Origin of the sequence: Pseudomonas sp. ANT_H12B, from assembly GCF_008369325.1 — a bacterium.
Classification (GTDB): Bacteria; Pseudomonadota; Gammaproteobacteria; order Pseudomonadales; family Pseudomonadaceae; genus Aquipseudomonas.
The window spans coordinates 1-20,516 of sequence record NZ_VOBI01000004.1 but is presented as its reverse complement, the minus strand read 5'-3'; the positions used below and the strand labels follow the sequence as shown (position 1 = coordinate 20,516).

At 59.1% G+C, this 20,516-nt stretch carries 18 protein-coding genes and 3 pseudogenes; 5 read left to right on the top strand and 16 right to left on the bottom strand.

Going from position 1 to position 20,516, the window contains the following annotated elements; translation table 11 throughout:
• Positions 1–2 precede the first annotated feature (2 nt).
• On the bottom strand, positions 3–1,406 hold the full coding sequence (antA, locus tag FQ185_RS07585) for an anthranilate 1,2-dioxygenase large subunit (protein WP_149416975.1): 1,404 nt from the start codon (positions 1,404–1,406) through the stop codon (positions 3–5).
• 412 nt (positions 1,407–1,818) lie between these two features.
• Between antA and FQ185_RS07580 the strand changes: the two genes are divergently transcribed.
• From FQ185_RS07580 to FQ185_RS07570, 3 genes are all read left to right on the top strand, one after another.
• On the top strand, positions 1,819–3,075 hold the full coding sequence (locus FQ185_RS07580) for an OprD family porin (protein ID WP_149416974.1): 1,257 nt from the start codon (positions 1,819–1,821) through the stop codon (positions 3,073–3,075).
• Between the two features lie 358 nt (positions 3,076–3,433).
• Positions 3,434–4,450 carry an AraC family transcriptional regulator gene (locus tag FQ185_RS07575; protein WP_371926601.1) on the top strand — a complete coding sequence of 339 codons (1,017 nt, stop codon included), beginning with the start codon at positions 3,434–3,436 and terminating at the stop codon, positions 4,448–4,450.
• A gap of 3 nt (positions 4,451–4,453) precedes the next feature.
• Complete coding sequence (locus FQ185_RS07570; protein ID WP_149416973.1) at positions 4,454–5,476, top strand: AraC family transcriptional regulator; 1,023 nt, start codon at positions 4,454–4,456, stop codon at positions 5,474–5,476.
• Positions 5,477–5,531: 55 nt separating this feature from the next.
• On the opposite strand, the gene FQ185_RS07565 is transcribed toward FQ185_RS07570, so the two are convergent.
• The 12 genes and pseudogenes from FQ185_RS07565 to FQ185_RS07510 form a co-directional block, all read right to left on the bottom strand.
• Complete coding sequence (locus tag FQ185_RS07565; RefSeq protein WP_149416972.1) at positions 5,532–6,767, bottom strand: dienelactone hydrolase family protein; 1,236 nt, start codon at positions 6,765–6,767, stop codon at positions 5,532–5,534.
• 68 nt (positions 6,768–6,835) lie between these two features.
• On the bottom strand, positions 6,836–7,648 hold the full coding sequence (locus tag FQ185_RS07560) for an SDR family oxidoreductase (RefSeq protein ID WP_149416971.1): 813 nt from the start codon (positions 7,646–7,648) through the stop codon (positions 6,836–6,838).
• Positions 7,645–8,238: a cysteine hydrolase family protein gene (locus FQ185_RS07555; protein WP_149416970.1), complete on the bottom strand. Its 594-nt coding sequence runs from the start codon at positions 8,236–8,238 to the stop codon at positions 7,645–7,647. Before FQ185_RS07555 ends, FQ185_RS07560 begins: the two co-directional genes overlap by 4 nt.
• Positions 8,238–8,771, bottom strand: coding sequence for an aromatic-ring-hydroxylating dioxygenase subunit beta (locus FQ185_RS07550; RefSeq protein ID WP_149416969.1), 534 nt, complete (start codon positions 8,769–8,771; stop codon positions 8,238–8,240). Before FQ185_RS07550 ends, FQ185_RS07555 begins: the two co-directional genes overlap by 1 nt.
• Positions 8,761–10,092, bottom strand: a complete 1,332-nt coding sequence (locus FQ185_RS07545) for an aromatic ring-hydroxylating dioxygenase subunit alpha (protein ID WP_149416968.1) — start codon at positions 10,090–10,092, stop codon at positions 8,761–8,763. Before FQ185_RS07545 ends, FQ185_RS07550 begins: the two co-directional genes overlap by 11 nt.
• Before the next feature lie 51 nt (positions 10,093–10,143).
• Positions 10,144–11,088: a PDR/VanB family oxidoreductase gene (locus tag FQ185_RS07540; protein ID WP_149416967.1), complete on the bottom strand. Its 945-nt coding sequence runs from the start codon at positions 11,086–11,088 to the stop codon at positions 10,144–10,146.
• 185 nt (positions 11,089–11,273) lie between these two features.
• Positions 11,274–11,426 (bottom strand): annotated as a pseudogene (locus FQ185_RS30475) (LysR substrate-binding domain-containing protein); the annotation flags it as partial.
• A gap of 163 nt (positions 11,427–11,589) precedes the next feature.
• Positions 11,590–12,603, bottom strand: coding sequence for a proline racemase family protein (locus tag FQ185_RS07530; RefSeq protein WP_149416966.1), 1,014 nt, complete (start codon positions 12,601–12,603; stop codon positions 11,590–11,592).
• Positions 12,604–12,638: 35 nt separating this feature from the next.
• Positions 12,639–13,427 (bottom strand): ABC transporter permease, encoded by a 789-nt coding sequence (locus FQ185_RS07525; protein WP_149416965.1) that lies wholly within the window; start codon positions 13,425–13,427, stop codon positions 12,639–12,641.
• A complete protein-coding gene (locus FQ185_RS07520) occupies positions 13,424–14,266 on the bottom strand; it encodes an ABC transporter permease (RefSeq protein WP_149416964.1) in 843 nt (280 codons plus the stop codon). Before FQ185_RS07520 ends, FQ185_RS07525 begins: the two co-directional genes overlap by 4 nt.
• Positions 14,263–15,330 carry an ABC transporter ATP-binding protein gene (locus FQ185_RS07515; RefSeq protein WP_149416963.1) on the bottom strand — a complete coding sequence of 356 codons (1,068 nt, stop codon included), beginning with the start codon at positions 15,328–15,330 and terminating at the stop codon, positions 14,263–14,265. The genes FQ185_RS07520 and FQ185_RS07515 overlap by 4 nt, the downstream gene beginning before the upstream one ends.
• A 15-nt stretch (positions 15,331–15,345) precedes the next feature.
• Entirely contained in the window at positions 15,346–16,395 is a 1,050-nt protein-coding gene (locus FQ185_RS07510; protein WP_149416962.1) for an ABC transporter substrate-binding protein, read from the bottom strand.
• Positions 16,396–16,586: 191 nt separating this feature from the next.
• Between FQ185_RS07510 and FQ185_RS07505 the strand changes: the two genes are divergently transcribed.
• Both FQ185_RS07505 and FQ185_RS07500 read left to right on the top strand, forming a co-directional pair.
• Positions 16,587–17,543, top strand: coding sequence for a GlxA family transcriptional regulator (locus FQ185_RS07505; RefSeq protein WP_218575885.1), 957 nt, complete (start codon positions 16,587–16,589; stop codon positions 17,541–17,543).
• A 276-nt stretch (positions 17,544–17,819) separates the two neighbouring features.
• Positions 17,820–18,803 (top strand): GlxA family transcriptional regulator, encoded by a 984-nt coding sequence (locus tag FQ185_RS07500; protein WP_149417214.1) that lies wholly within the window; start codon positions 17,820–17,822, stop codon positions 18,801–18,803.
• A 12-nt stretch (positions 18,804–18,815) separates the two neighbouring features.
• On the opposite strand, the gene FQ185_RS07495 is transcribed toward FQ185_RS07500, so the two are convergent.
• From FQ185_RS07495 to FQ185_RS30345, 3 genes and pseudogenes are all read right to left on the bottom strand, one after another.
• Positions 18,816–19,544 (bottom strand): metallophosphoesterase, encoded by a 729-nt coding sequence (locus FQ185_RS07495; protein WP_149416960.1) that lies wholly within the window; start codon positions 19,542–19,544, stop codon positions 18,816–18,818.
• 100 nt (positions 19,545–19,644) lie between these two features.
• Positions 19,645–19,849, bottom strand: a pseudogene (locus FQ185_RS30470) (hypothetical protein).
• A 367-nt stretch (positions 19,850–20,216) separates the two neighbouring features.
• Positions 20,217–20,516, bottom strand: a pseudogene (locus tag FQ185_RS30345) (hypothetical protein); the annotation flags it as partial.

Below are 20,516 nucleotides of genomic sequence, written 5' to 3'. Positions count from 1 at the left end.
GTTCACACCTCACGCAGTTTCAACGGTTGCTCTTCGGCGGCCTTGCGCGCCAGACCTTCGAGCATGAAGCGCTGCCAGTTGCCATGTTGATTGACGTAGAGGCCTTCATGGGTGAACTCGGTGCCGGTCAGTGCCGGTGAGATGCCGATGGTTTCGCTGTTGGGCGTCGCACCCTCGACCCATTTGCCCACGCCCCGGGAAATGTCGCTCCAGCGCTCAAGCCGTGCCTGGAAACCGCGCTGGGCTTCGCGAAACTCAACCAGGTCATCGGGGGTGCCCATGCCGGACACGTTGAAGAAGTCTTCGAACTGACGAATGCGGTTTTCCCGATCGGCATCCGACTCGCCGACCACGCCCAGGCAGAAGCTGTTGATCTCGGTCTTGTTCCACGCCAGTGGACGGATAATGCGCAGCTGCGAGCTGATCTGGTCGAGGAAGAACATGCTCGGGTAGATGTTCAGGTTGCGCAGCCGGTGCATCATCCACTCGGCCTTGCCCTGGCCGTATTCTTCGAGCAGGCGCGGCATGATCGTGCCGTAACCGGGGCGCACCGCCGGGTTGGGCATATCGCTGAACAGCAAGCTGTGGCCGTTGTGGAAGGCAAACCAGCCGTCGTCGGTTTCCTTGTCGCCAGCGCCGAGCTTGCTGTAGTCCAGGGTGTCGGCACCGGCCAGGCCTTTCTCGCTGTTGACCTGCTGGCGATGTTGCACGGTGGCCACGTAGTTGTAGTGCACGGTGCTGACGTGATAGCCGTCCAGACCGTTTTCATTTTGCAGTTTCCAGTTGCCGTCGTAGGTGTAGGCAGACTTGCCCGGCAGCACTTCCAGTTCACCGGTGGGCGCCTGGGCGACCATCATGTCGAAGAACACTTTGGCGTCGCCGAGGAAGTCCTGCAGGCTGTCAGTGCCGTTGACGTCGAGGCTGATAAAGACAAAGCCCTTGTAGCTTTCGATGCGGGCTTTTTTCAGGCCGCGGGTGGCTTTGTCGAAACCTTCCGGATATTCACCGGGCGCCTTGACCTTGACCAGGCGGCCATCGCTTTTGTAGCACCATGCGTGGAACGGGCAGGTGAAGGTCGACTGGTTGCCCTTGCCGATGCGGGTCAGGGTCGTGCCTCGGTGCTGGCAGGCGTTGATCAGTGCATTGAGTTGGCCGTCTCCGTCGCGGGTGATGATCATCGGCTGGCGCCCGGCGCGCATCGTCATGAAGTCATGCTTGTTGGCGATTTCGCTTTCGTGGCAAGCGTAGATCCAGTTTTTCTCGAAGATCAACTCCATTTCCAGATCAAACAAATCCGGCTCGGTAAACATGTCCCGGGCAATTCGGAAGATGCCTTCTGCCGGCCGGAAGTCCAGACAGCCCTCAATAAAGCTTTTCCACTGTTCGACGCTTTTTGCACTGCTCATTAATCGATACCTCGTTGCATCGGGATAATTCGTGCATTCAATAAGTTGTTGGTGTCCGCATTAAATAAGTTGCCAGCGCCTGGGTCTATCCGCTTTGTCGGCAAACACAGTCCATAAAATTGGCCAATGTGCATTGGCCCAGCCATAGCTGGCTGGACGCGGCAGAACGAACGAGGAGAGATTGAAAAATCGAAGTAAACGGATATGAGTCTCGAAATAACAGGATAGAGACTCTGGCGCCAATGCTGCCTAATCATTCTCGATGCGTGCTGGCTGTCTCACCGGACCGACATCAACCATAACGACTCATGCTGAATATTTTAATAAAGAAACAACTGCCAACTATTGGAGTGATCACTTTGGTCGCGCCGCTACTTGATGTGTTCGCACATTAAATAAGAGGGGATAAGTTATGTTTCAAGCGAGTTGGTTTACCCGTTGCGTGCAGACGGCCAGCCTGGCCGGAATGATTACACCGATGATGGCCCAGGCGGACTTCGTTGAAGACAGCCACCTGGGGCTGGGCTTGCGAAATTTTTATATCGATCGCGACTTCAAGGGCGAAAACCCGAAGAACTCCCGAGTCGGCAGCTGGACCCAGGGCTTCGACCTGCGCTTCATCTCGGGCTACACCGAGGGGCCGCTGCAGTTTGGCCTGGATGCTTCGATGCAATACGCCTACCGGCTCGACGGCGGTGGTGGCAGGGGGCCTGACAGCATCATTCCCTATAGCGTCAGCAAGCAAGAACAGGCGACCGATTACGGCCGCGGCGGCTACACGGCGAAGGTGCGTTATTCCAAGACCGAGTTGAAATACGGTGAGCATCGGCCAACGCTGCCGGTGGCCTACACCGACGATTCGCGGCAACTGGTCACCACGTATCACGGCACCTTGGTCGAGTCCAAAGAGGTGGACAAGCTGACACTGACGGGCGGGCGCTTCACCGAAATCAGCGGCCGCGAATCCTCTAACAGCGAAAAAATGTACTTGTTCAACGGGCCTGACGTGCAGCGCCGCAGCGACGGTTTGAACTTTGGCGGCGCCAGCTACGCCTTCACTCCGGCGCTGACCGGGACCTATTTCTACGGGCAGTTGGAAGACATCTACCGTCAGCATTACCTGGGCGCTACCTACCTGGCCGACCTGGGCGGCGGTTACGGTCTGAAAACCGACTTGCGCTATTTCAACAACAAGGAAGATGGCGACGCCTTGTATGGTCGCATCGATAACCGCTCCTACGGCGCCATGACCACCCTGCGCAAAGGTGCCCACTCCTTCGGCCTGGGTTATCAGCGGATGCTCGGCGACAGCACGTTCCCGACGCTCAACGGTTACGCGCCGCAGCCTTACCTGGTGAACTGGTCCGCCATCGCCTTCGTCAAACCTAACGAAAAATCCTGGCAGGCGCGCTATGACTTCGATTTCGCCGGTGTGGGTGTGCCTGGCTTGAAGCTGATGACGCGTTACATGCGCGGCACCGACATCGATCGCGGCGCCCTCAGCGACAACAGCGAATCGGAGCGCAATATCTACCTGTCCTACGTGGTCCAGGACGGCCCGCTGAAGAACCTCGGCGTCGAACTGCGCAACATCAACGTCAAGTTCCGCCATGGTAATGACTTCGACGAAAACCGCCTGATCACCACCTACACCTGGAAATTCTGGTAAGCGATCAGCACGACCCGAGCAAGATTTTCGTCTCCAGCTCTTCAACAATTCCTGGGGGTAACACCTGCCTGCTCATCTGGGCAGGTAATACCCAATCACGCCCGCCATTCAATGCGTGTCTATCGTGCGGCCTCTTGGCGTCTGCTCTTTTTTGCAGCGCCCTACCTTTGTTTACGGCGTGAGAAGGGCGCTCAGCGCATGGACGGTTCTGACGTAGCGCTGTTCCTATCCGATTATTCGGTGAATGTTATCCGCATATTTCGCCCGGCCCCCGGAGGGAGGCACGCGGCATGAAGATTGCTCTTTCAAATAGAGGCGTGCCGTTAGAGCGCGTTCATAAAACAGCCGTGGGTGCCCCGTGATCAGTACAAGTCCTGATGTACATGTTCGTGACATTCGTATCGAGCGTTATGACCTCAATGGTGCGCGGCAGTGGATGGCCGGGATCTGTGGGCCGCATCTGCTCAAGACCAGCTACCCCAACCGCATTCAGTTCCATCATAGCGGCAATGTGCTCAAATCGATGTCCACGACCCTGGGGGTGATCGAGTACGGCACCGACGTCACGGTCGGTATCGAAGACGCCGAACACCTGAACAGCTACAGCGTCAGCCTACCCCTCGTCGGCGAACAGCATTTGACCAAGAACGGTTGTCAGGCGACGTCCGATCGCGACTGCGCAATCATTGTCTCGCCGCACGAAAACCAGGAGCTGTCGATCAACGGTGATTGCCGCAAGATCCAGGTCGTCATCACCCGCGCGGCCATGCGCAAGTCCCTTGAAGACATGCTGCAGCGGCCATTGGAAACCCCCCTGCGTTTCGAGCCGGTGATGGACGCCGTCAACGGTTCCTCCGCGTCCTGGTGGCGCATGGCTCGCTACTTTATCGGCGAGCTGGAGCGCAGTCGCGAGCTGTATGACCAGACGTTTTTCACTCGCGACATCGAGAGTTCGCTGATCAAGGGGTTGATCCTCGCCCAGCCGAACAACTACTCCGATGAATTGCGCGATGTGCTCGGCGTCAAGCTGCCGCACTACTTGATTCGAGCCAAGCAGTACATCCACGAAAACGCCCGCGAAGCGCTGCACCTGGAAGACATCGAGGCGACTTCCGGCGTGTCGCGGTTCAAGCTGTTCGAAGGTTTCAAGAAGTACTTCGGCATGTCGCCCATGGCGTATCTGAAGAAGCACCGGCTCGGTGCGGTTCGCCAGGAAATCCTCGAGGATAATTCGGCGCGCAATATCTCGGTGATCGCCATGGGTTGGGGGTTTACCCACTTGGGACGGTTCTCCAGCGAGTATCGCAAGTTGTTCGATGAAACGCCGAGCACCACCCTGCAACGTAACGAAGCTCGCCGAAACCGGTCGCTTTGAGCCATGGCTGCGCTATCGGGCAACCCGATACCTGGCGCCGGCACGGGGCTCGATCTGTCGAGGCTGTGCCAAACACCGGTCTTCACCAGCCGCTCGCGGCAAGAAAGTCATCGGCTGCTTGCTCGTGAGTTGGTCGAACACGATCTGAGTTGGCGCAGTGGCAATGTCGACACGGCGTTTTTTCGCGCCGAAGTGGGGCGTTGCCAATTGTTTGTCCTGCGCTATGGCGCCGAGGTTGAGGTGCGACCACGGCCTTTTACCGATTTCGTGTTGATGCAGATGCCTTTGCGCGGGCGGGCCAGTATCGAGTGCGACGGGCTGACGCTTGAGCTGGAGGAGGGTCAGGTGGCGGTGCTCTCGCCCAATCGCCAGGCCCGCCTGGTCTGGCACAGTGGCTGCGAACAATTGCTGCTCAAGGTGCCGCGCTCATTGTTGAGGCTGATGCAGGAACGGCTGGTGGACGAAGGAGGGCTGGCCGCTGATTTCAGCTTGCCTGCCGCTTATCGGCTCGACACCGGTCAGGCGCGCGGCTGGTTGCGCCTGGTCGATGATTTGCTCGAACAACTGGGGGCCAGCGCGGGCGAGCCGGTGCATGCTCACTGGTTGCGACATCTGGAAGAAAGCCTGCCGCTGTTCCTGCTGACCCACCCACCGAAAGTCGACGGGTCACCGATGGCGGTCGTTGAGTCGCCGACACAGCGTCAGGCATTGCGGCAGTTGCATAAGATCGAAGACTTGATGCGCCGTCGCCTGGGTGAAGCGCTTTCCCTGGGTGAACTGGCAGCCGCGGCGGGCATGAGCGAGCGCAGCCTCAATACCCTGTGCCAGCGCTGTTACGGGCAAACGCCCATGGAGCGGTTGCGCAACCTGCGGCTTGAAGCGGTGCGTGATCGTTTGCTCGGCCGTCGTGACTTGAGCATTACCGAAGTCGCCCTGGAACATGGCTTTGGCCACCTCGGTCGTTTCGCCCGGTACTATCGTGAGCGCTTTGGCGAACTGCCGCATCAGACGGCTGCCATCAGATAATCAAACGCTGCCCCTTGTAGGAGCAAGCGCGCTCCTACAAGGGTGCAGTGTTCGATTACTGTTCGGTGCTGTCCGCCCACTTGCCCATTAGCGTATTGGACGGCCGTTGTTCATCTAGCAGTTTCTTCGCCGTTTCGATACCGGCCACGGGCAGCCCGGTGGGGTCGAGCAGACCGATCTGCACCAGAACGCTCGCCTGGTCCCAATAAATGTGCTCGTGGCAGAGCTTGTCGCCACGGAACTTGATGACCCCAAGCATCGGAATTTCGACGTATTTACCGGTCGGCGCGACGTTGGGCAGCATCCAGTCGATTTCACTGGTGTGGGTGAAACACATCACGAACTCGTCGACGATTTGCGAGGCGCCAACAGTGCGAGAGATCGGCACCAGCTTCATGTCTGGCGGATTGGCATGGACAAAATGGTTCTGGTAGAAACGGCTCAATTCGCGGTAGCCCACGCCACCCGTCATGGTCGGAATGTGGTTGACGTAAGGTTCGGCGACCATGGTCGCCATGGTCGCCGAAACATCGCGAACGGCAAACTCGAACTCGATGTGCTTTTCCCACAGCTCGGACAGGTTGTAGTTCGGGCCGATGGCCTGTTTGAGCGCGGCGATGCTGCGTTGATGGGCCATCAACGCGGCCGGTTTGTTGTAGTGCATGCCGCCGTTGCGGGCGAAGGCATGGTCAACGTCGGGGTAGGTGTAAATCTCGACGTTGTTGCGTCTGCCCAGGCGCTGGCTGATCAGCGTGCGGGCATTGGCGTCGCAGTAGCCATCCTGTTCGGCGAAGTGCAGCACCAGGTGACCTTTGATGTTGTCGGCTTCTTCAAGCAACTGTTCAATGCCCATGCCGTAGTAGCCCACGCAGCAGGCCGCTTCGGTTCGCGTCGCCGTCAGGTACGCCAGCTTGCCGCCCATGCAGAAACCCACATAGCCGAAACCGACGTCCTCGACTTCGGGAAAATCGCTGAGTGCCTTGAAACTGGCGTCGATGTCATCGACAGCCTTGTCCACGTCCATGCGCTGAAACAGCTCGATGGCACGGGCGAAGTCGGCTTCGGTATAGCCCAGTTCTACACCCGGTTCCAGTCGCCAGAACAGGTCCGGTACAAGGGCTACATACCCTTCCTCGGCGTAAAAATCGGCCACTTCGCGCATGTTGGCGTTGATGCCGAAAATTTCCTGGCCGATTACCACGCCGGGGCCTTTGCCGCTGGCGGGTAGCGCCAGGTAACCGGTGAAGCTGCCGCTGCCGTCGCTGGCTTTTACGGTGATCATCTTGCCCATGGTGTTACCTCGTTATCGACTCATCATCAGGTTTTATTGGCGCTGTTCAATGGGAGCTGTCGAGCGATTCAGGCCGGGTCACGCAAACGCTCGAACCACACGCGGGGCGAGAGGCCCTGATCGGGGCCGAGGATCGAGAAACCGCCGTCCACCGGAATGTCCACCCCGGTAATCCAGGACGCGCCATGACTGCACAGAAAGGCGACCACCTGGCCAATCTCCTCGCCGCGCCCGACGCGCCCAAGCGGGTGAAAGGTAGCCCCTACACGGTCGGCCATTGCAAGGTCGCCGCCGCTCAGGTTCGCCACCGACGGCGACCAGGTCCAGGCCGGCGAGACGCTGATGACCCGGATCGAAGCCGGTGCCAGGCTCACCGCAAGGTTTCGGGTCAGCTGCAGCAATCCGGCCTTGGACGCCGGGTACAGGGCTCGCCCGGCCGCGCCGAACTTACCGCCGGTGCTTCCGATGTTGATCACCGTGCCGCCTTCATTCATGTGTGGCGTAGCTTTCTGTACGAAAATTGCCGCCGACACCAGGTTGATGTTGAGGGTGTTCAACCATTGCTCGCGGTCTGACTGTAGCCCCTGATCGTCGTAGACACAGGCGTTATTGACCAGAATGTCGAGACGGCCGAAGGCGGCCAGCGTTGTGTCGATACAGTCATCGATATCCTCGTCCAGTTCGACATTGCAGGCGACAAAACGACACCGCTCACCCAACTCACTGGCCAATGCCGCCCCGGTGTCACGGTTGCGGCCGACCAGCATGACGCTGGCGCCGGCGTTTAACAGTTGACGAGCAATGTCAGTACCCAGGCCCTGGGTGCTGCCCGTGACAATCGCCACCTGACCTTGCAGGTTGGCAGTAGGAATGGACTTCATGGCATTGACTCCAGGGTGCTTGCGACATCCGTGACAGTGGCGATCAACCGCATGCTGTCCAGCGCCGCCAGATGAGTCGCGGGGCGGGCGGCGGCGCAGGCGTCGGCGAGCACCGTGACCTCAAAACCGCAATCGACGGCATGCCGTACCGTGCTTTCCACCACCGAGTGGGTGGCGACGCCGGCGATCAGCAACTGTCGCGTTTCGAGCTGACGCAACAGAGTGTCCAGCGGTGTGCCGTAAAACGCGTTGATGCGGGTATGAGTGACGACGAACTCGTCCGGGCCTTCCAGCGGTTGCAACGCGTCATGGAACTGCGCGCCCCAAGTGCCTTCCTGGACGGCACCACTGGCCGCGACGGCACGCAGGATCGGCGCGTTCTGTACCAGGTCGGCATAGTCCGGCCGATACGCCACGCGCACATGAATGATCGGCCAGCCCCGTGCGCGGGCACCTTGCTGCAGCCTGATGGCGGCGTCCAGCACGGCGTCACGTGCCGGATCATCGGCTGCGAGCCCGACCCGGATGCGGCCGTCAGGATGCAAAACGTCGTTCTGATAATGCAGGGCCAATACGGTCGGGCGCCCCATCAGACAAAGACCTCAAGGTTGGCGAACACATCGTTGCAGTTGATCAGGTCAACCCGCTTGAGCTGGATTTTCCAGCCGCCGCTGTCCTGACTGGCCAGCTTGTAGGTGTAGCGCCCGGCCAACTGGCGCTGTTCAAGACGCCATTCGCTGACCTGGAACGTCGCGCTCACCACCAGCAACCCTTGGCTATCGAGCCCTTCGACCATCACGTTGCCCACCAGATGAGCCGTGCGGGTCGGTGGTTGTTGCGACCAGTTACGTACGTTCTCTACCCGGCGAATGCGCACTTCGCGCAGCATGCGGTTTTCCCAGAACAGCGAAATGTGCTCGAAAGGGTCGACCTGCCCGTGTTGTTGCGGCACCCAGTACATGCCCGAATCGGTAAACAGTTGGTCCCATTCCCAGAAGCGGCGCTCATCCAGGAGGCGTGCTTCGCGATAGAGAAACTGCTCGATCTCGCGCACGCTTTCGCTGGGCACCTGCGCTGCAATCAGGGCGTTAGTCGAGACATCGAAGGTGCGATCAAGCAGCATGGGTGCTCTCCTTGGCGATCAGGGTGGCGGTCATGTAGTGCTTCCAGGCGGCGAACTGGTTGCGCATTGGCAGCTCGCTGGTGCCATTGGTCGAGACCGCGCCATCGGGCAGCAAGCGGTCGGTGCCGACATAACGATGCATGCTGATCCATTCACCGCCACGGGTCATGTTGCCCTCCTGACAGCGGGCATAGACTTCGACGTCGTCGGGCATGACGTTGGAGGAGGGCGAGTTGATGACGTTGGCGTACGTCAGCGCCCGGTCAAATACGGCATCCGGTGCGCCTTTGCAGCGGAACGTCTGGATTTCCACCAGGGTGCGGTCGACGGCCATCGGCCGGATCACCCGGAACTGCATGAACACGGTGTGGGGCGAGCCGCTGCCGTAGATCACGGTGTTGTGGCGGTTCATCCCCATGATGTCTCGGGCGCGTTCTTCGCCATAGGCATCGGTCAGGCATTCGAAGTGGGCCTTGGACACATCGTCGCGCTCGGCAGCCGCCGGGTCGAAGATCGCTTCCATGTAGCCATGTCCATTGTTGTAGGCGCGCAGTTCGAGCTTCTCCCAGAAATCGTAAGGCTCGCCGTTGCCGTCCATGATCAGCAGTTCGAAAGGCATTTCTCCCAAGGATTCGGCCTCGCTGCGGGCCGCGTCCACCGAGGATTCATGCGTGACGCGAGCGTGCATGGTGTCGTGGAGGTTTTCGTAGAAGACTTTCCAGTTGGAGCGCTGCATGACCCGAAAAATACCGCCAGCCACTTCGACTTCGCCCACTGGCGAGCGATCGCAGAGGTTGTCGATGGAAGTGATCACGCCGCCGAGGAAGCTTTTCAGGTCTGGACCGTGATCGATCTGGCTGGCGAACACGAAGCCCCGATAGCTGTCGACCCGCGCCAGGCCGACCATCGAGAAGTCCGGGTGCTGAGGGTTGAAGCAGGTGCCTTCGAAGGCATTTTTCAGAGGGGCCGAGAGGTGCTGGCCGTCGAGTTTGAAAGTCCAGGCGTGGTAGGGGCAGCGGAAAAACTTACCGACGTTGCCGTCGCCCTCGGCCACGAGTTTGGCGCCTTTGTGCGGGCAGCGGTTGTAGAGCACGTTGACGCCTTTGTCGGCGCCGCGAACCAGAATCACGTCCTGGTCGCCGATGCGCGTGGTGTGGTAGTCGCCGACGTTTTTGACCTGGCTTTCATGGCCGACGTAGATCCATGCCTGACCGTAGATTCGCTGCATTTCCAGGTCAAACAGCTGAGGGTCGGTGTAGACGCTTTTGTGCACGCTGTCGTCGCGGACCAGAGCCGCGATCTGTTCGTTCGAGGGAATCATGATGTCTCCTTTTAAACCGCCATAAAGAGGTGCGCGGTGCAGCAGCGCACTTTACAAATCGAGCACCAGTCGAGCGCTGGAGGCGCGCGATACACAGGTGCAGAAGCTGCCGTCAGCCCGTTCGCGCTCCGACAGACAGAGGTCGCGGTGGTCAGCGGCGCCTTCGAGCACTTGGGCCACGCACACCCCGCAGTCACCACGACGGCAATCGAACATCGGGTCCAGATCGGCTTCTATCATTGCGTCCAGCACAGTTTTGCCCGCGGGCACTTGGAGCGTGACTCCGCTGGTGCGCAGCTCCACTTCAAAAGCGCCTTCGGTCTCGCCGTCGAGGCTGCCGATGAACAATTCGCTGTGCAGTTGACTGTTGTCCCAGCCCAGCTCGCGGGCTGTTTGCAGCACGTTGCTGATCAGTGGCTTGGGGCCGCAGACATAGAGCTGGCGTCCGCTCGTGGGTGAGTCCAGCAGGCTGGTCAGCGGCAGGCGTTGAGCCGGATCGCCGCCGCTGATCCAGCATCGGGCGGTGCCGAGCGCCAGGACTTCTTCCAGATAAGCCATGCGGTCTGCGTCGCGACCGGCATAGTGCAAGGTGAATGGCTGCTGGCGGGAAGCGAGCGAGCGGGCCATGCCGAGCATTGGGGTGATGCCAATCCCTCCAGCGATCAGCAAGTAATCACTGGCTGGCGCCACCAATGGAAAATGATTTTTGGGCGCACGTACGACCAGTTGCTGACCGACTTGTACCCCGTGCATCCAGCGAGAGCCGCCGCTGCTCTGGTCCTCCAACTGCACAGCGATCTCGTAGTGAGGGGCATCAGGCAGGCTGACCAACGAGTAAGCACGCCACAGGGGTTTGCTGCCTGGTATCTGCACTTCGATATGCGCACCTGGGGTGAAACCGGGCAGGGGGTGGTCAGCGTCAGCGACCAGAATCAGGCGACGAATTTGGGGCGTGAGCGGGTCGATCCGTTCGATACGCAAAGACAAGCTGGGCATGCACGATTCCTGAACGGGGCGAGCGCTGCTCGCCGTTGAAGTCGTACACACTGTAGGGAGGGGGGCAGGGGTGAAAAAGCCGATATTGGCAAGTCGATAGCCGCATTTTGCGTAAATACGCGGGAACTGGGCGTCAGACAATGAGCCAGTCGTACGAGGGGGGCATTGGCGGGGATAGGGCACTTCATGAACTGTTGGACGCTATCGGCGGTGCCGTCCTGGATGCTGATCTGCACATTCGGGTGCTCGATCACGAAGCGCGCCAAGGGGCCAGGCAATAACCGGCTGGCCACAGAAGGCACAGTGGCAAGGCTGACCTGGCCAATCTCATGCTTGCTCATTAGTCGAGTCTGCTTGTCACGAAGGGTCGCATAATCCTTTGCACACACCTGTTTCTTTCAAACGATATGCGCTGTCCGGAACATTCCGATACTCACAATACAAAACGCCCGAGGAAGTGCCCGGGCGTTTGGCTCATACAGGTCTTTCCGCTTCAGCGTGTCAGTTGATGACGAAACCTGCCCCGACCGGGTCATTGCGTTCGATCACCCAGCGTGATGTTCCCAGGATGCTGGCGGTGCCCTTGACGGTCGGACGCACCGCGCGCGTGCCGTTGAGGTCGACTTCGCCGAGCAGGCAACCTTCGAAGGTGCCGCTGCCCAGCAGTCCTTCGGACAGGATGGGTTGATTCAGGCCGAGTTTCCCCCGGGCCTCGAACATGGCCATCATCGCGCTGGTGCCCGTGCCGCCGGGAGAGCGGTCGAGCTGGCCGGCGCTGAAGACGTGGACGTTCTTGTAGAACGCACCTTCGATGGTCGCCGGGTGCCAGAAGGTTATGAAATTGAGGTCGTTGATATGGGCCTCGGTGGGGTGCTGGATCTTCATCTGCTGCTTGATCTGGTCGCGAGCCAGCAGGCCGAGGCGCGACAGTTCGCTGCCGTTGTCCGGGCTGATGCGCAAGCCGCAATCGGTCAGGTCGATGATGCCGAAGTAATTGCCGCCCCAGACCAGGTCGGCCTTGAGGTCGCCATAGTCGGGAAGGTGGATCGGGATGTCCTGGGCGGCGACGTAGGCCGGTACGTTTTCGAATCGGGTCCAGAGCACATTCTCACCTTCCGAAGCCACCTCCGCGACCACCAGGCCGGCCGTGGTTTCAAAGCGGATTTTGGTGATGCCATCGGCGGCGCGCGGCACCAGGCCCAGGGCGACCATCGCCATGCTCACGGCAATGGTGCCGTGGCCGCACATGTGCGAATACACGCTGCCATCCATGTAGATCAGCCCGGCGTCGAACTCGCTGCTTGAAGGCGGGGTGAGAAACACGCCGAACATGTCTTTGTGGCCGCGCGGTTCCTGCATCAATGCCTTGCGCAGCCAGTCGTAGTTCTGCTCGAGAAAGGTACGCTTGGCCAGAATGCTCGAGCCGGCGGGGTAGGGAATGCCGCTGTGGACGATGCACAGTGGTTCGCCTTCGGTATGGGTATAGATGACATCGAACGTGTCTTGCATGCGCATGACTGAACTCCTGGCTTACGGGATGTATGAGGGGGTTATTTGCGTTCTGATAAAAGGTCGAGACCGATGCACAGATCCAGAATGATCACGGCGACTACGACCACAATGATGGTGGCGCCGGAGGCAGCGGCAATGGTCGGGTCGACGGTGTACTGCACGTAGTTGAAGAGCTTCACCGGTATGGTGTTCAGGTCCGGCGTGGTGTTGAATATCGACAGCTCCACGTTGATCCATGACGAGATGAAGGCAAAGATCGACCCGGTCACGATCCCCGGCCGGATCTGCGGCAGCACCACTAAAAAGAAGGTGGCCCAAGGTGTACCGCCCAGATCGCTCGAGGCTTCTTCCAGGGCGCGCTGCTCGGGTGTCAGCATCGACAGCACCGAGCGCAGGACGAACGGCGAGATGATGATGGTGTGACCGATCAACAGCGCCAGGAAGCTGCGGGTCAATCCGAAGTAGCCACCAAACTGCAAGAGCGCCGCCCCGAGAACGATGTGCGGAAATACCAGGGGCGATGTCAGGGCGGCGAGGATCGTGGCTTTGCCGGGGAAGTCGTAGCGTGCCATCGCCAGGGCGGCCGGCACGCTGAGCAGCACGGCGACAAAGGTGGCGACCAGGGCCAGAAGGGTGCTTGTGGCAAAGGACGCCACATAGCTCGGATCGCTGAGCATTTTGGCGTACCAGTCCAGCGTCCAGCCCTGTGGCGGGAAGGCCAGGAATGACGATGCGGTCAGCGAGACGCCGAGAATGACGACCAATGGCAGCAGCATGTAACCGAGCACGGCCCAGGCCACCAGTCTGACCAATATTTGAGTGATCATTGATTGCTCCCCCGGATACTGCCCACACGTCCGGCCAGCCCGACCATGACCAGGGTAAAGATCAGCAGCACGACGCTCAGCGCTCCGCCGTAGTTGAAGTCGAAGACCGAACTGTATTGTTGGAAAATCAGCATCGAGAGCACGGAGATCCGGCCGCCGGAAAGCAGGGCCGGCGTGACGTAGGCGCTTGCCGCAAGGGTGAAGACCATGATCGAGCCGGAGATGATGCCGGGCATGGTCAGCGGCAGCACTACATGGAAAAACGTGGCGCGGGGGCTGGCGCCAAGATCCTCGGAGGCCTGCTCGAAGGCCGGGTCGACCTGCGCCAGGGCATTGCCGGCCGCGAGCACGATAAACGGCAGCAGGATGTATACCATGCCGATCAGGATGCCGAGTTCGGTCCCCAGGAAACGTACCGGCGTATCGATCAGGCCGGCTTCCAGAAGACTCTGATTGACCAGCCCCTTACGCCCCAGCAGCACCATCCAGCCGAACGAGCGCACGATATTGCTGGTGAACATTGGCACCACCAGCAGGATCACGCAGGCTCGGCGCCAGGCACGCCATTTCACGACACGCACCAGATACCAGGCCAGCGGATAACCGAGTAGCAACGAGATCAGGGTGGTCAGCGCGGCAATGCGGAAAGTCACCAGAATCACATCCCAGTGGTACTGGTCGCCCAACACCCTCACGTAGTGCTCGAGGGTGAACGCCTGATCGGCGCCCTTGGTCAGACTGGCGAAGATCACCACGGCGAAAGGCGCGAGAAAGAACGCTGTGAAAAATGCCAGGGCGCCGAAGAGCATCAACGACGGGGCGAGCACCGGGCGTTTCATACCGGCTCTCCGATCAGGTGCAAATGCGCGGGATTGAAGCCCAGGCGCACGGCGCTGCCGGTGACCAGGTCGGCTCGGGGGAACCCCATGGTGCGCGCCACGATCGATTGCCCGTCGATCAGGGAATGCACCAGGGTATGGCTGCCGACGGTGACAATATCGGTCACTGTGCCGTTGATTTCACAGCAACCGGCGCTCTCGGGACTCGATCCATCCAGCACCTGCAGATGTTCGGGGCGCAGCACCGCCACCCCGTTAGGCAACAGGTCTTTTGCGGGGCTGGTGATGGCGGTATGACGAATGTCCAAACGAATCTCGCCGCTATCGCTGGCCTGATAGCCGATCAGGTTGGCCTCGCCGATGAAGTCGGCAACGAAGCGCGTGGCGGGTGCGCTGTAAATCTCGCTGCTGGCCCCGACCTGTTCGATTCGTCCGGCATTCATCACCACGATACGGTCGGCGATGGTCATCGCTTCTTCCTGATCGTGGGTGACGAAAATGAACGCGATGCCGAGCTTGGCCTGAAGGTGCTTGAGCTCCAACTGCATGCGCTTGCGCAGCTTCATGTCCAGGGCCGAGAGCGGCTCGTCGAGCAACAGCAGTTTCGGTTGGTTGACGATGGCGCGAGCCAGGGCCACGCGCTGCTGCTGGCCACCGGACAAGCCGCGGGGAAAACGCTCTTCGAGGGCTTCCAGGCCGACCATCGTCAGTGCCTCTCGAGCCTTGAGCCGTGCCTCGGTGCGATTGACACCCTGGCGCCGCGGTCCGTAGGCAACGTTTTCCAGCACGGTCATGTGCGGAAACAGGGCGTAGTTCTGGAACACGGTATTCAGAGGCCGACGGTACGGGGGCAGGCGACTCACATCCTGCCCATCGATCGCGATGCTGCCGGAATCGGGCTGCATGAAGCCGGCGATCGAGCGCAGCAAAGTGGTCTTGCCACAACCGCTGGGGCCGAGCAGAACGATGAATTCGCCCTGCTCGATGTCCAGTTGGATGTTGTCCAGCGCCTGGAACGGCCCGAAGCTTTTACAGACACTGTCGATGCTCAACAAAACTGACATTGCAGACCTCTTGAGCTAGTTGGCGGTGACTTTGCGGTTCCAGTCGTTGGTGACACTGGCACGCTGCGCGTTGATCTGACTCCAGTCGAATAACCGCAGACTGTCGATCGAACCGCCCACACCCCATGGCAGCTTGCGGGCCACGTCTTCAGTGACCTCGACACCTTTCACCGCTGGCCCCAGGTACAGCTTTCCAGCCAGGCAGGACGCCGCTTCCTTCGTCAGGGCGGTATTGATGAACTGCTCGCCTGCCTTGCTGTTTTTTGCCCCCTTGATCAGGTGCAGGCGCGCATCGGTGGCCCAGGCACCTTCCTTGGGAATGGTGAAACCGATGGGCGCGCCCTTGTCGATCAAGTCCCAGGCACCGACGTTGAAGTGCGCGCCGATGATCGCTTCGCCACTCTGAAAGGCATTGGTGGCGGCACCTGAGCTGTCGAAGAACAGCGCAGTGTCCAGCGCGCCCAGCTTGGTGTAGAGCGGCTCCAGGTTGGCTCGGTCGATGCCCCAGACATCGGCCATGAAAAACACGAAGGGCACCCCGGAAGAGTTGGCGGGCGAGGGCAGGGCGATGGTGCCGGCATACTCTGGCTTCCACAGATCTTTCCAGCTGGTAGGCGCTTCCTTGATTTCCTTGGTGTTGTAGGTCAGGCCAAGGGAATAAAAGCCGCTGCTGACGGCGAAGGTATGGCCGGCATTGACGTAGACCGCTTTGTCCAGCATGTTTTTCAGGTTGGGAATGGCCGCGGGATCAAGATCGGCGACGACCCCTGCGGCATAGGCCAGCTCGCTGATACCGCCGTCCATCCAGGCCACATCAATTGTCTGGTTGGACTTCTGTTGCTGGAGCTTGGCCAGGGTGACGGTCGAGGTACCGACCTCTGCTGCAACGGCAATTCCCGTTGCTTGCGTGAAAGGTTCTGCAACACATTTGAGGAACGCTTCACCCCAGTTACCGCCATACAGCGCAACGGTCAGCTTTTGCTGCTCAGCCATGGCGGCCTGTGAGGAGATGCAGCCGGTAACTAAAAGAGCGACGGTGATTTTCTTACCTGTCTTCAGTTTCATCGTGTGTCCTCTGGGGTGTTGTTGGACTTTTCCCCTTACCTGCATCTTGCTCGTATCGTTGATTCGAGCGCTTGCACTTCGGGGTCTTAAAGTTGAATAGTTAGGTCATGACAAAAATGACTCAGATAAATCGAGATTGCCATCTGCCAGACTCCCTCGGGCCCGAGATGGGAGGCCGTCCGCAGCTTTCAGTGGGACTGGTCCTTCTGGATCAATTCACACTGGCTGCGTTTTCCGGCTTTATCGATGTGTTGCGCTTGTCCGCCGACCTGGGTGGCGGTAGCCGGCAGATCCATACCGCGTGGCGCGTGATGAGCGTCGACGGATTGCCAAGAACCTCCAGCGCGGGGATCGCACTGGAGGTGTCCGGGGGACTGGCACAGAACCTGGAAGAGTTCGACTACGTGGCCATCTGCGGTGGTAACGATTACCTCAATACTCAAATACCCAATAACTTGCGTGACTGGCTGCAGCGCGCCGCGAAGAGTCGTACGCGGTTGCTGGGTATCTGCACGGGCACTTTCGCCCTGGCGCAGGCGGGCGTGGTCGGAAGTCGTTCGGTATGTGTGCACTGGAATGTGCTGGATGCATTTCGCGCACGTTTCCCCAAGAGCCCAGCGGCGGTGGATCATCTGTTCATCGACGAGGGCGATCTGATCACCTGTGCTGGCTCGACTGCAGCCATCGACCTGGGTTTGTACCTGGTGGCCCGGCATTGCGGACGGGAAAAAGCCCAGCAAGCGGTGCGGCATATGATGCTGCAAGGTATTCGCCAGGGGCGGCAGCCACAGGCGCACTTCTACGCAAACCTGGCGGACATTAAGGATGAGCGAGTGCGTCAGGCCGCGCACTACATCGAGCAGCGCATGGATAGCCTACCGACCCTGGATGCCATCGCGCGCTACGTGGGGCTCGGAAGACGCCAACTGACACGGGCGTTCCAGCAGTCGCTGGGGCTTTCACCCATGGAGTTCCAACGCTCGTTGCGGGTCGAGTACGGCGCTTGGCTGCTCGTGAACAGCCACAGCAGCATCACCCAAATTGCCATGGACTGCGGCTTCTCCGACGGCGCGCATTTCTCCCGCGAGTTTCGCGCCCGGTTTAGCATGTGTCCGCGGCAGTACCTGAGTGAGGCACGGAGGGAGTGAATGCGCAGATTCGAAGCAACAGTGGCTCAGATTGACCAGGTCGAGTTCGTCGACGAAGGCGTCGACTGATGTTTCTGGCGCTGATGCGGCGCAGGGTGTTGAGCATGCCTTTCTGAACGACGTGAAAGGGGAGGGTGCCGGTGTAGTCAGGTAGGGGCCACAGCACTTGGCTTTATTTGTCTCTGGTGGTGCGCATTAGAAACGTATCAAACTACATGTTCGTTAACGCAACAGAGTGCTCGAACATTGATCGAACGACGCCAATTTAGCGGAGGCATGAAGGGGAAAAATCTTCGCTATCTGAATGAGAACCCCGGTGAGACTACTCAAATGGTTCGAGCAGGATTTCTGCTGCTTGAGCATTTCTCGCTGCCTGCATTTACTCAATCGCTGGACACGATTGTGACCGCGAATCTGCTACGACCCGGGTTGTTCTCTTCCCGAACGTTCGGCTTGTCCGATGGGGAAGTCGTCAGCGACCTGGGCCTGATCATTCGGCCAGATGCCCGTTTTGATGGTTCGGTGATTAAAGAGCTGGACTTGCTGGTCATTTGCGGCGGCTACAGGACAGAACTCAAGGCTAATGATGAGTTCATCACCTTGCTGAAGACTGCATCAGATCTGGGGATTACGTTGGCCGGGTTATGGAATGGCGCATGGTTCCTGGGCAGGGCAGGGTTGCTTGACGGCTATCGTTGCGCCATACACCCCGAACATCGCCCCGCACTCGCGGAAATCTCCAAGGCGACGCAGGTCAGTAGCGAGCCCTATATCATCGATCGAGACCGGCTCACGGCTTCCAGTCCCTCCGGGGCATTTCATATGGCACTGGGCTGGATCAAAGGACTGCACGATAAAGCCCTCGTCGAAGGTATCGAGGACATCCTGGCATTCGAGGAGTCTCGCTACCGGCGCATCAAGCCGACTGAAAATATCTGTGTGAGCGCGCCGTTACGCGAGGTGGTCAAGCTGATGGATGCCAACCTCGAAGAGCCCTTGGAGTTAGAGCAACTGGCTGTCTATGCCGGTCGTTCACGTCGCCAACTTGAGCGTTTGTTCAAAGAGCAATTGGGCACGACGCCGCAACGGTATTACATGGAATTGCGGATTACCGAGGCGCGTCGACTCCTACAGCACACAGAACTATCCCAAGTGGACGTGCTGGTTGCTTGTGGCTTTGTGTCGCCGAGCCATTTCAGCAAGTGCTATAGCTCGTACTTCGGATACAGACCTTCCAAGGAAACGCGACTCGTCAAATAAACAGTCGTCAGGTTATTCCCGGTCTGGTCGTATTGCGGGGATGGCTTCGAGCGTTTCGAGATTCAGGAGGGTGAAATAACCACGGTCCGGCTTCCAGCCGGCGGTGTCGATGTGGAACACATTGCCAAGGCGGACTGGTGTATCAAGCGGTGTATGCCCTACGACCAGTGCGCGCAGGCCGTGAACGCCATGCATCTCCCGCTGATCGATCCGCCTTCGTGACCACATGCAAAAGGTCTGCACCCGTTGCAGGTGTTTGTTGCTTTCTGGCATTTGCAGTTCCTTTCGCAGCTGCTCCCATGATGGAAATGGACAATCGGCGTGCACGATGCCGATCAGGCCATGTGCTGTGTCGACTTCGATGGCAATAGGGAGCTCGGCGAATTGCGCCGCGAATGCTTGCTGTTCCAATAGTGATAGATCCGCGAACCATGCGCCGCCGTTGTAGAGCCAGTTGACGATGTCGCAGGTATCAAAATTAACCACGTAGTCGTCATGGTTGCCGCGCACCGGGTGGAACCATGGCTTGGTCAGCCAGTCGAGCACGTCACGGCATTCGGGCCCGCGGTCAATCAGATCGCCAACACTGAACAGGCGATCTACCAAGGGGTTGAACCCGGCCGCATCTATAACGGCCTGCAGTCGCGTGAAATGGCCATGAATGTCGCCGACCGCGAAATCTCGTCCGGCAGCGTTCACGGCGAAGCGCTTCACGCGTGGCACCTCTAAAGCTTCGAGCATGGGAACGCCTCGCCCGTCGCTCATTGACGGGCTGGTATTCAGTTGAGTTTAGGTCAGGAAGTGATGATCGACGATTACTGCGGCGGCAGATCAAGCATCGTTAGAGCAAGTAGCTAGCGGTTTGTCCGGGGGGGGGTGTCCTGGGCGCCAACGATGAGGTGCAGCGGCATGTGTTGCACATCAATGGATGGAACTTCGAAACTGGCCACGAGCTGAAGGGGCTGCTCGCTCAGCGCGGTCGGCTCTTCTATTAGTGCCTTAGCCATTTTCGCGTGGTTCGCTGCGATTTCATTGAGAGTTGACACGTTACATCTCCCGGTGACTGACCAAGCGCATCGCTGGAGTCCTTTAAGCGTTAATTAGGTGCCGCCGCGTCAGAATTACGTCGTTCTGGGGCTGCTGGGAGCGTCTTTTGCAATCCTTAAGCCAGACATGTCACGTAATCTGGCGCGCGTCTTGCGAAGCGACGAGTGGTGGCTGGAGGCTGGAGCGAGCTCTTCTATATAGAAGAAGGTGCGTGCTTCCGACTTTTTGGCAGTTATTGATAGAAAGTCGTAATTAAGGGTTGACGGCAGATTCTGGAAGTCTATAATTCGCCCCACTTCCGGCGCAGTCGAAACGGAAAACTCTTTTGTAAACAAAGAGTTACGCAGTTTTCGACAGCGAGTTGCTTCAGGTCATCGAAGCCCAGAAGGAGTTGAAAGAGCGAGGTTGTTTGGCTCTTTTAACGATTCGATCTTCTCGGTCGAAAGCGGTGTAAAAGAGGTGTTGACAGCAGCGAGTAACGCTGTAGAATTCGCCTCCCGCTAACGAGAGATCGAAAGCGCAAGTGGTTGAAGTTGCAAAGGAAACTTTGAAAACTTCGGAAAATAACCGCTTGACAGCAACAGAGGCTGCTGTAGAATGCGCGCCTCGGTTGAGACGAAAGATCTTAACCAACCGCTCTTTAACAACTGAATCAAGCAATTCGTG

What these genes read in the sequence shown, in the direction of transcription:
- FQ185_RS07555 (WP_149416970.1), bottom strand. Translation starts at nt 8,238, where the DNA reads ATGGGGCGCCCGACCGTATTGGCCCTGCATTATCAGAACGACGTTTTG.
- FQ185_RS07510 (WP_149416962.1), bottom strand. Translation starts at nt 16,395, where the DNA reads ATGAAACTGAAGACAGGTAAGAAAATCACCGTCGCTCTTTTAGTTACC.
- FQ185_RS07495 (WP_149416960.1), bottom strand. Translation starts at nt 19,544, where the DNA reads ATGCTCGAAGCTTTAGAGGTGCCACGCGTGAAGCGCTTCGCCGTGAAC.
- FQ185_RS07565 (WP_149416972.1), bottom strand. Translation starts at nt 6,767, where the DNA reads ATGGGCAAGATGATCACCGTAAAAGCCAGCGACGGCAGCGGCAGCTTC.
- FQ185_RS07525 (WP_149416965.1), bottom strand. Translation starts at nt 13,427, where the DNA reads ATGATCACTCAAATATTGGTCAGACTGGTGGCCTGGGCCGTGCTCGGT.
- FQ185_RS07570 (WP_149416973.1), top strand. Translation starts at nt 4,454, where the DNA reads ATGGCTGCGCTATCGGGCAACCCGATACCTGGCGCCGGCACGGGGCTC.
- FQ185_RS07515 (WP_149416963.1), bottom strand. Translation starts at nt 15,330, where the DNA reads ATGTCAGTTTTGTTGAGCATCGACAGTGTCTGTAAAAGCTTCGGGCCG.
- FQ185_RS07580 (WP_149416974.1), top strand. Translation starts at nt 1,819, where the DNA reads ATGTTTCAAGCGAGTTGGTTTACCCGTTGCGTGCAGACGGCCAGCCTG.
- FQ185_RS07540 (WP_149416967.1), bottom strand. Translation starts at nt 11,088, where the DNA reads ATGCCCAGCTTGTCTTTGCGTATCGAACGGATCGACCCGCTCACGCCC.
- FQ185_RS07530 (WP_149416966.1), bottom strand. Translation starts at nt 12,603, where the DNA reads ATGCGCATGCAAGACACGTTCGATGTCATCTATACCCATACCGAAGGC.
- antA (WP_149416975.1), bottom strand. Translation starts at nt 1,406, where the DNA reads ATGAGCAGTGCAAAAAGCGTCGAACAGTGGAAAAGCTTTATTGAGGGC.
- FQ185_RS07550 (WP_149416969.1), bottom strand. Translation starts at nt 8,771, where the DNA reads ATGCTGCTTGATCGCACCTTCGATGTCTCGACTAACGCCCTGATTGCA.
- FQ185_RS07545 (WP_149416968.1), bottom strand. Translation starts at nt 10,092, where the DNA reads ATGATTCCCTCGAACGAACAGATCGCGGCTCTGGTCCGCGACGACAGC.
- FQ185_RS07520 (WP_149416964.1), bottom strand. Translation starts at nt 14,266, where the DNA reads ATGAAACGCCCGGTGCTCGCCCCGTCGTTGATGCTCTTCGGCGCCCTG.
- FQ185_RS07500 (WP_149417214.1), top strand. Translation starts at nt 17,820, where the DNA reads ATGAAGGGGAAAAATCTTCGCTATCTGAATGAGAACCCCGGTGAGACT.
- FQ185_RS07560 (WP_149416971.1), bottom strand. Translation starts at nt 7,648, where the DNA reads ATGAAGTCCATTCCTACTGCCAACCTGCAAGGTCAGGTGGCGATTGTC.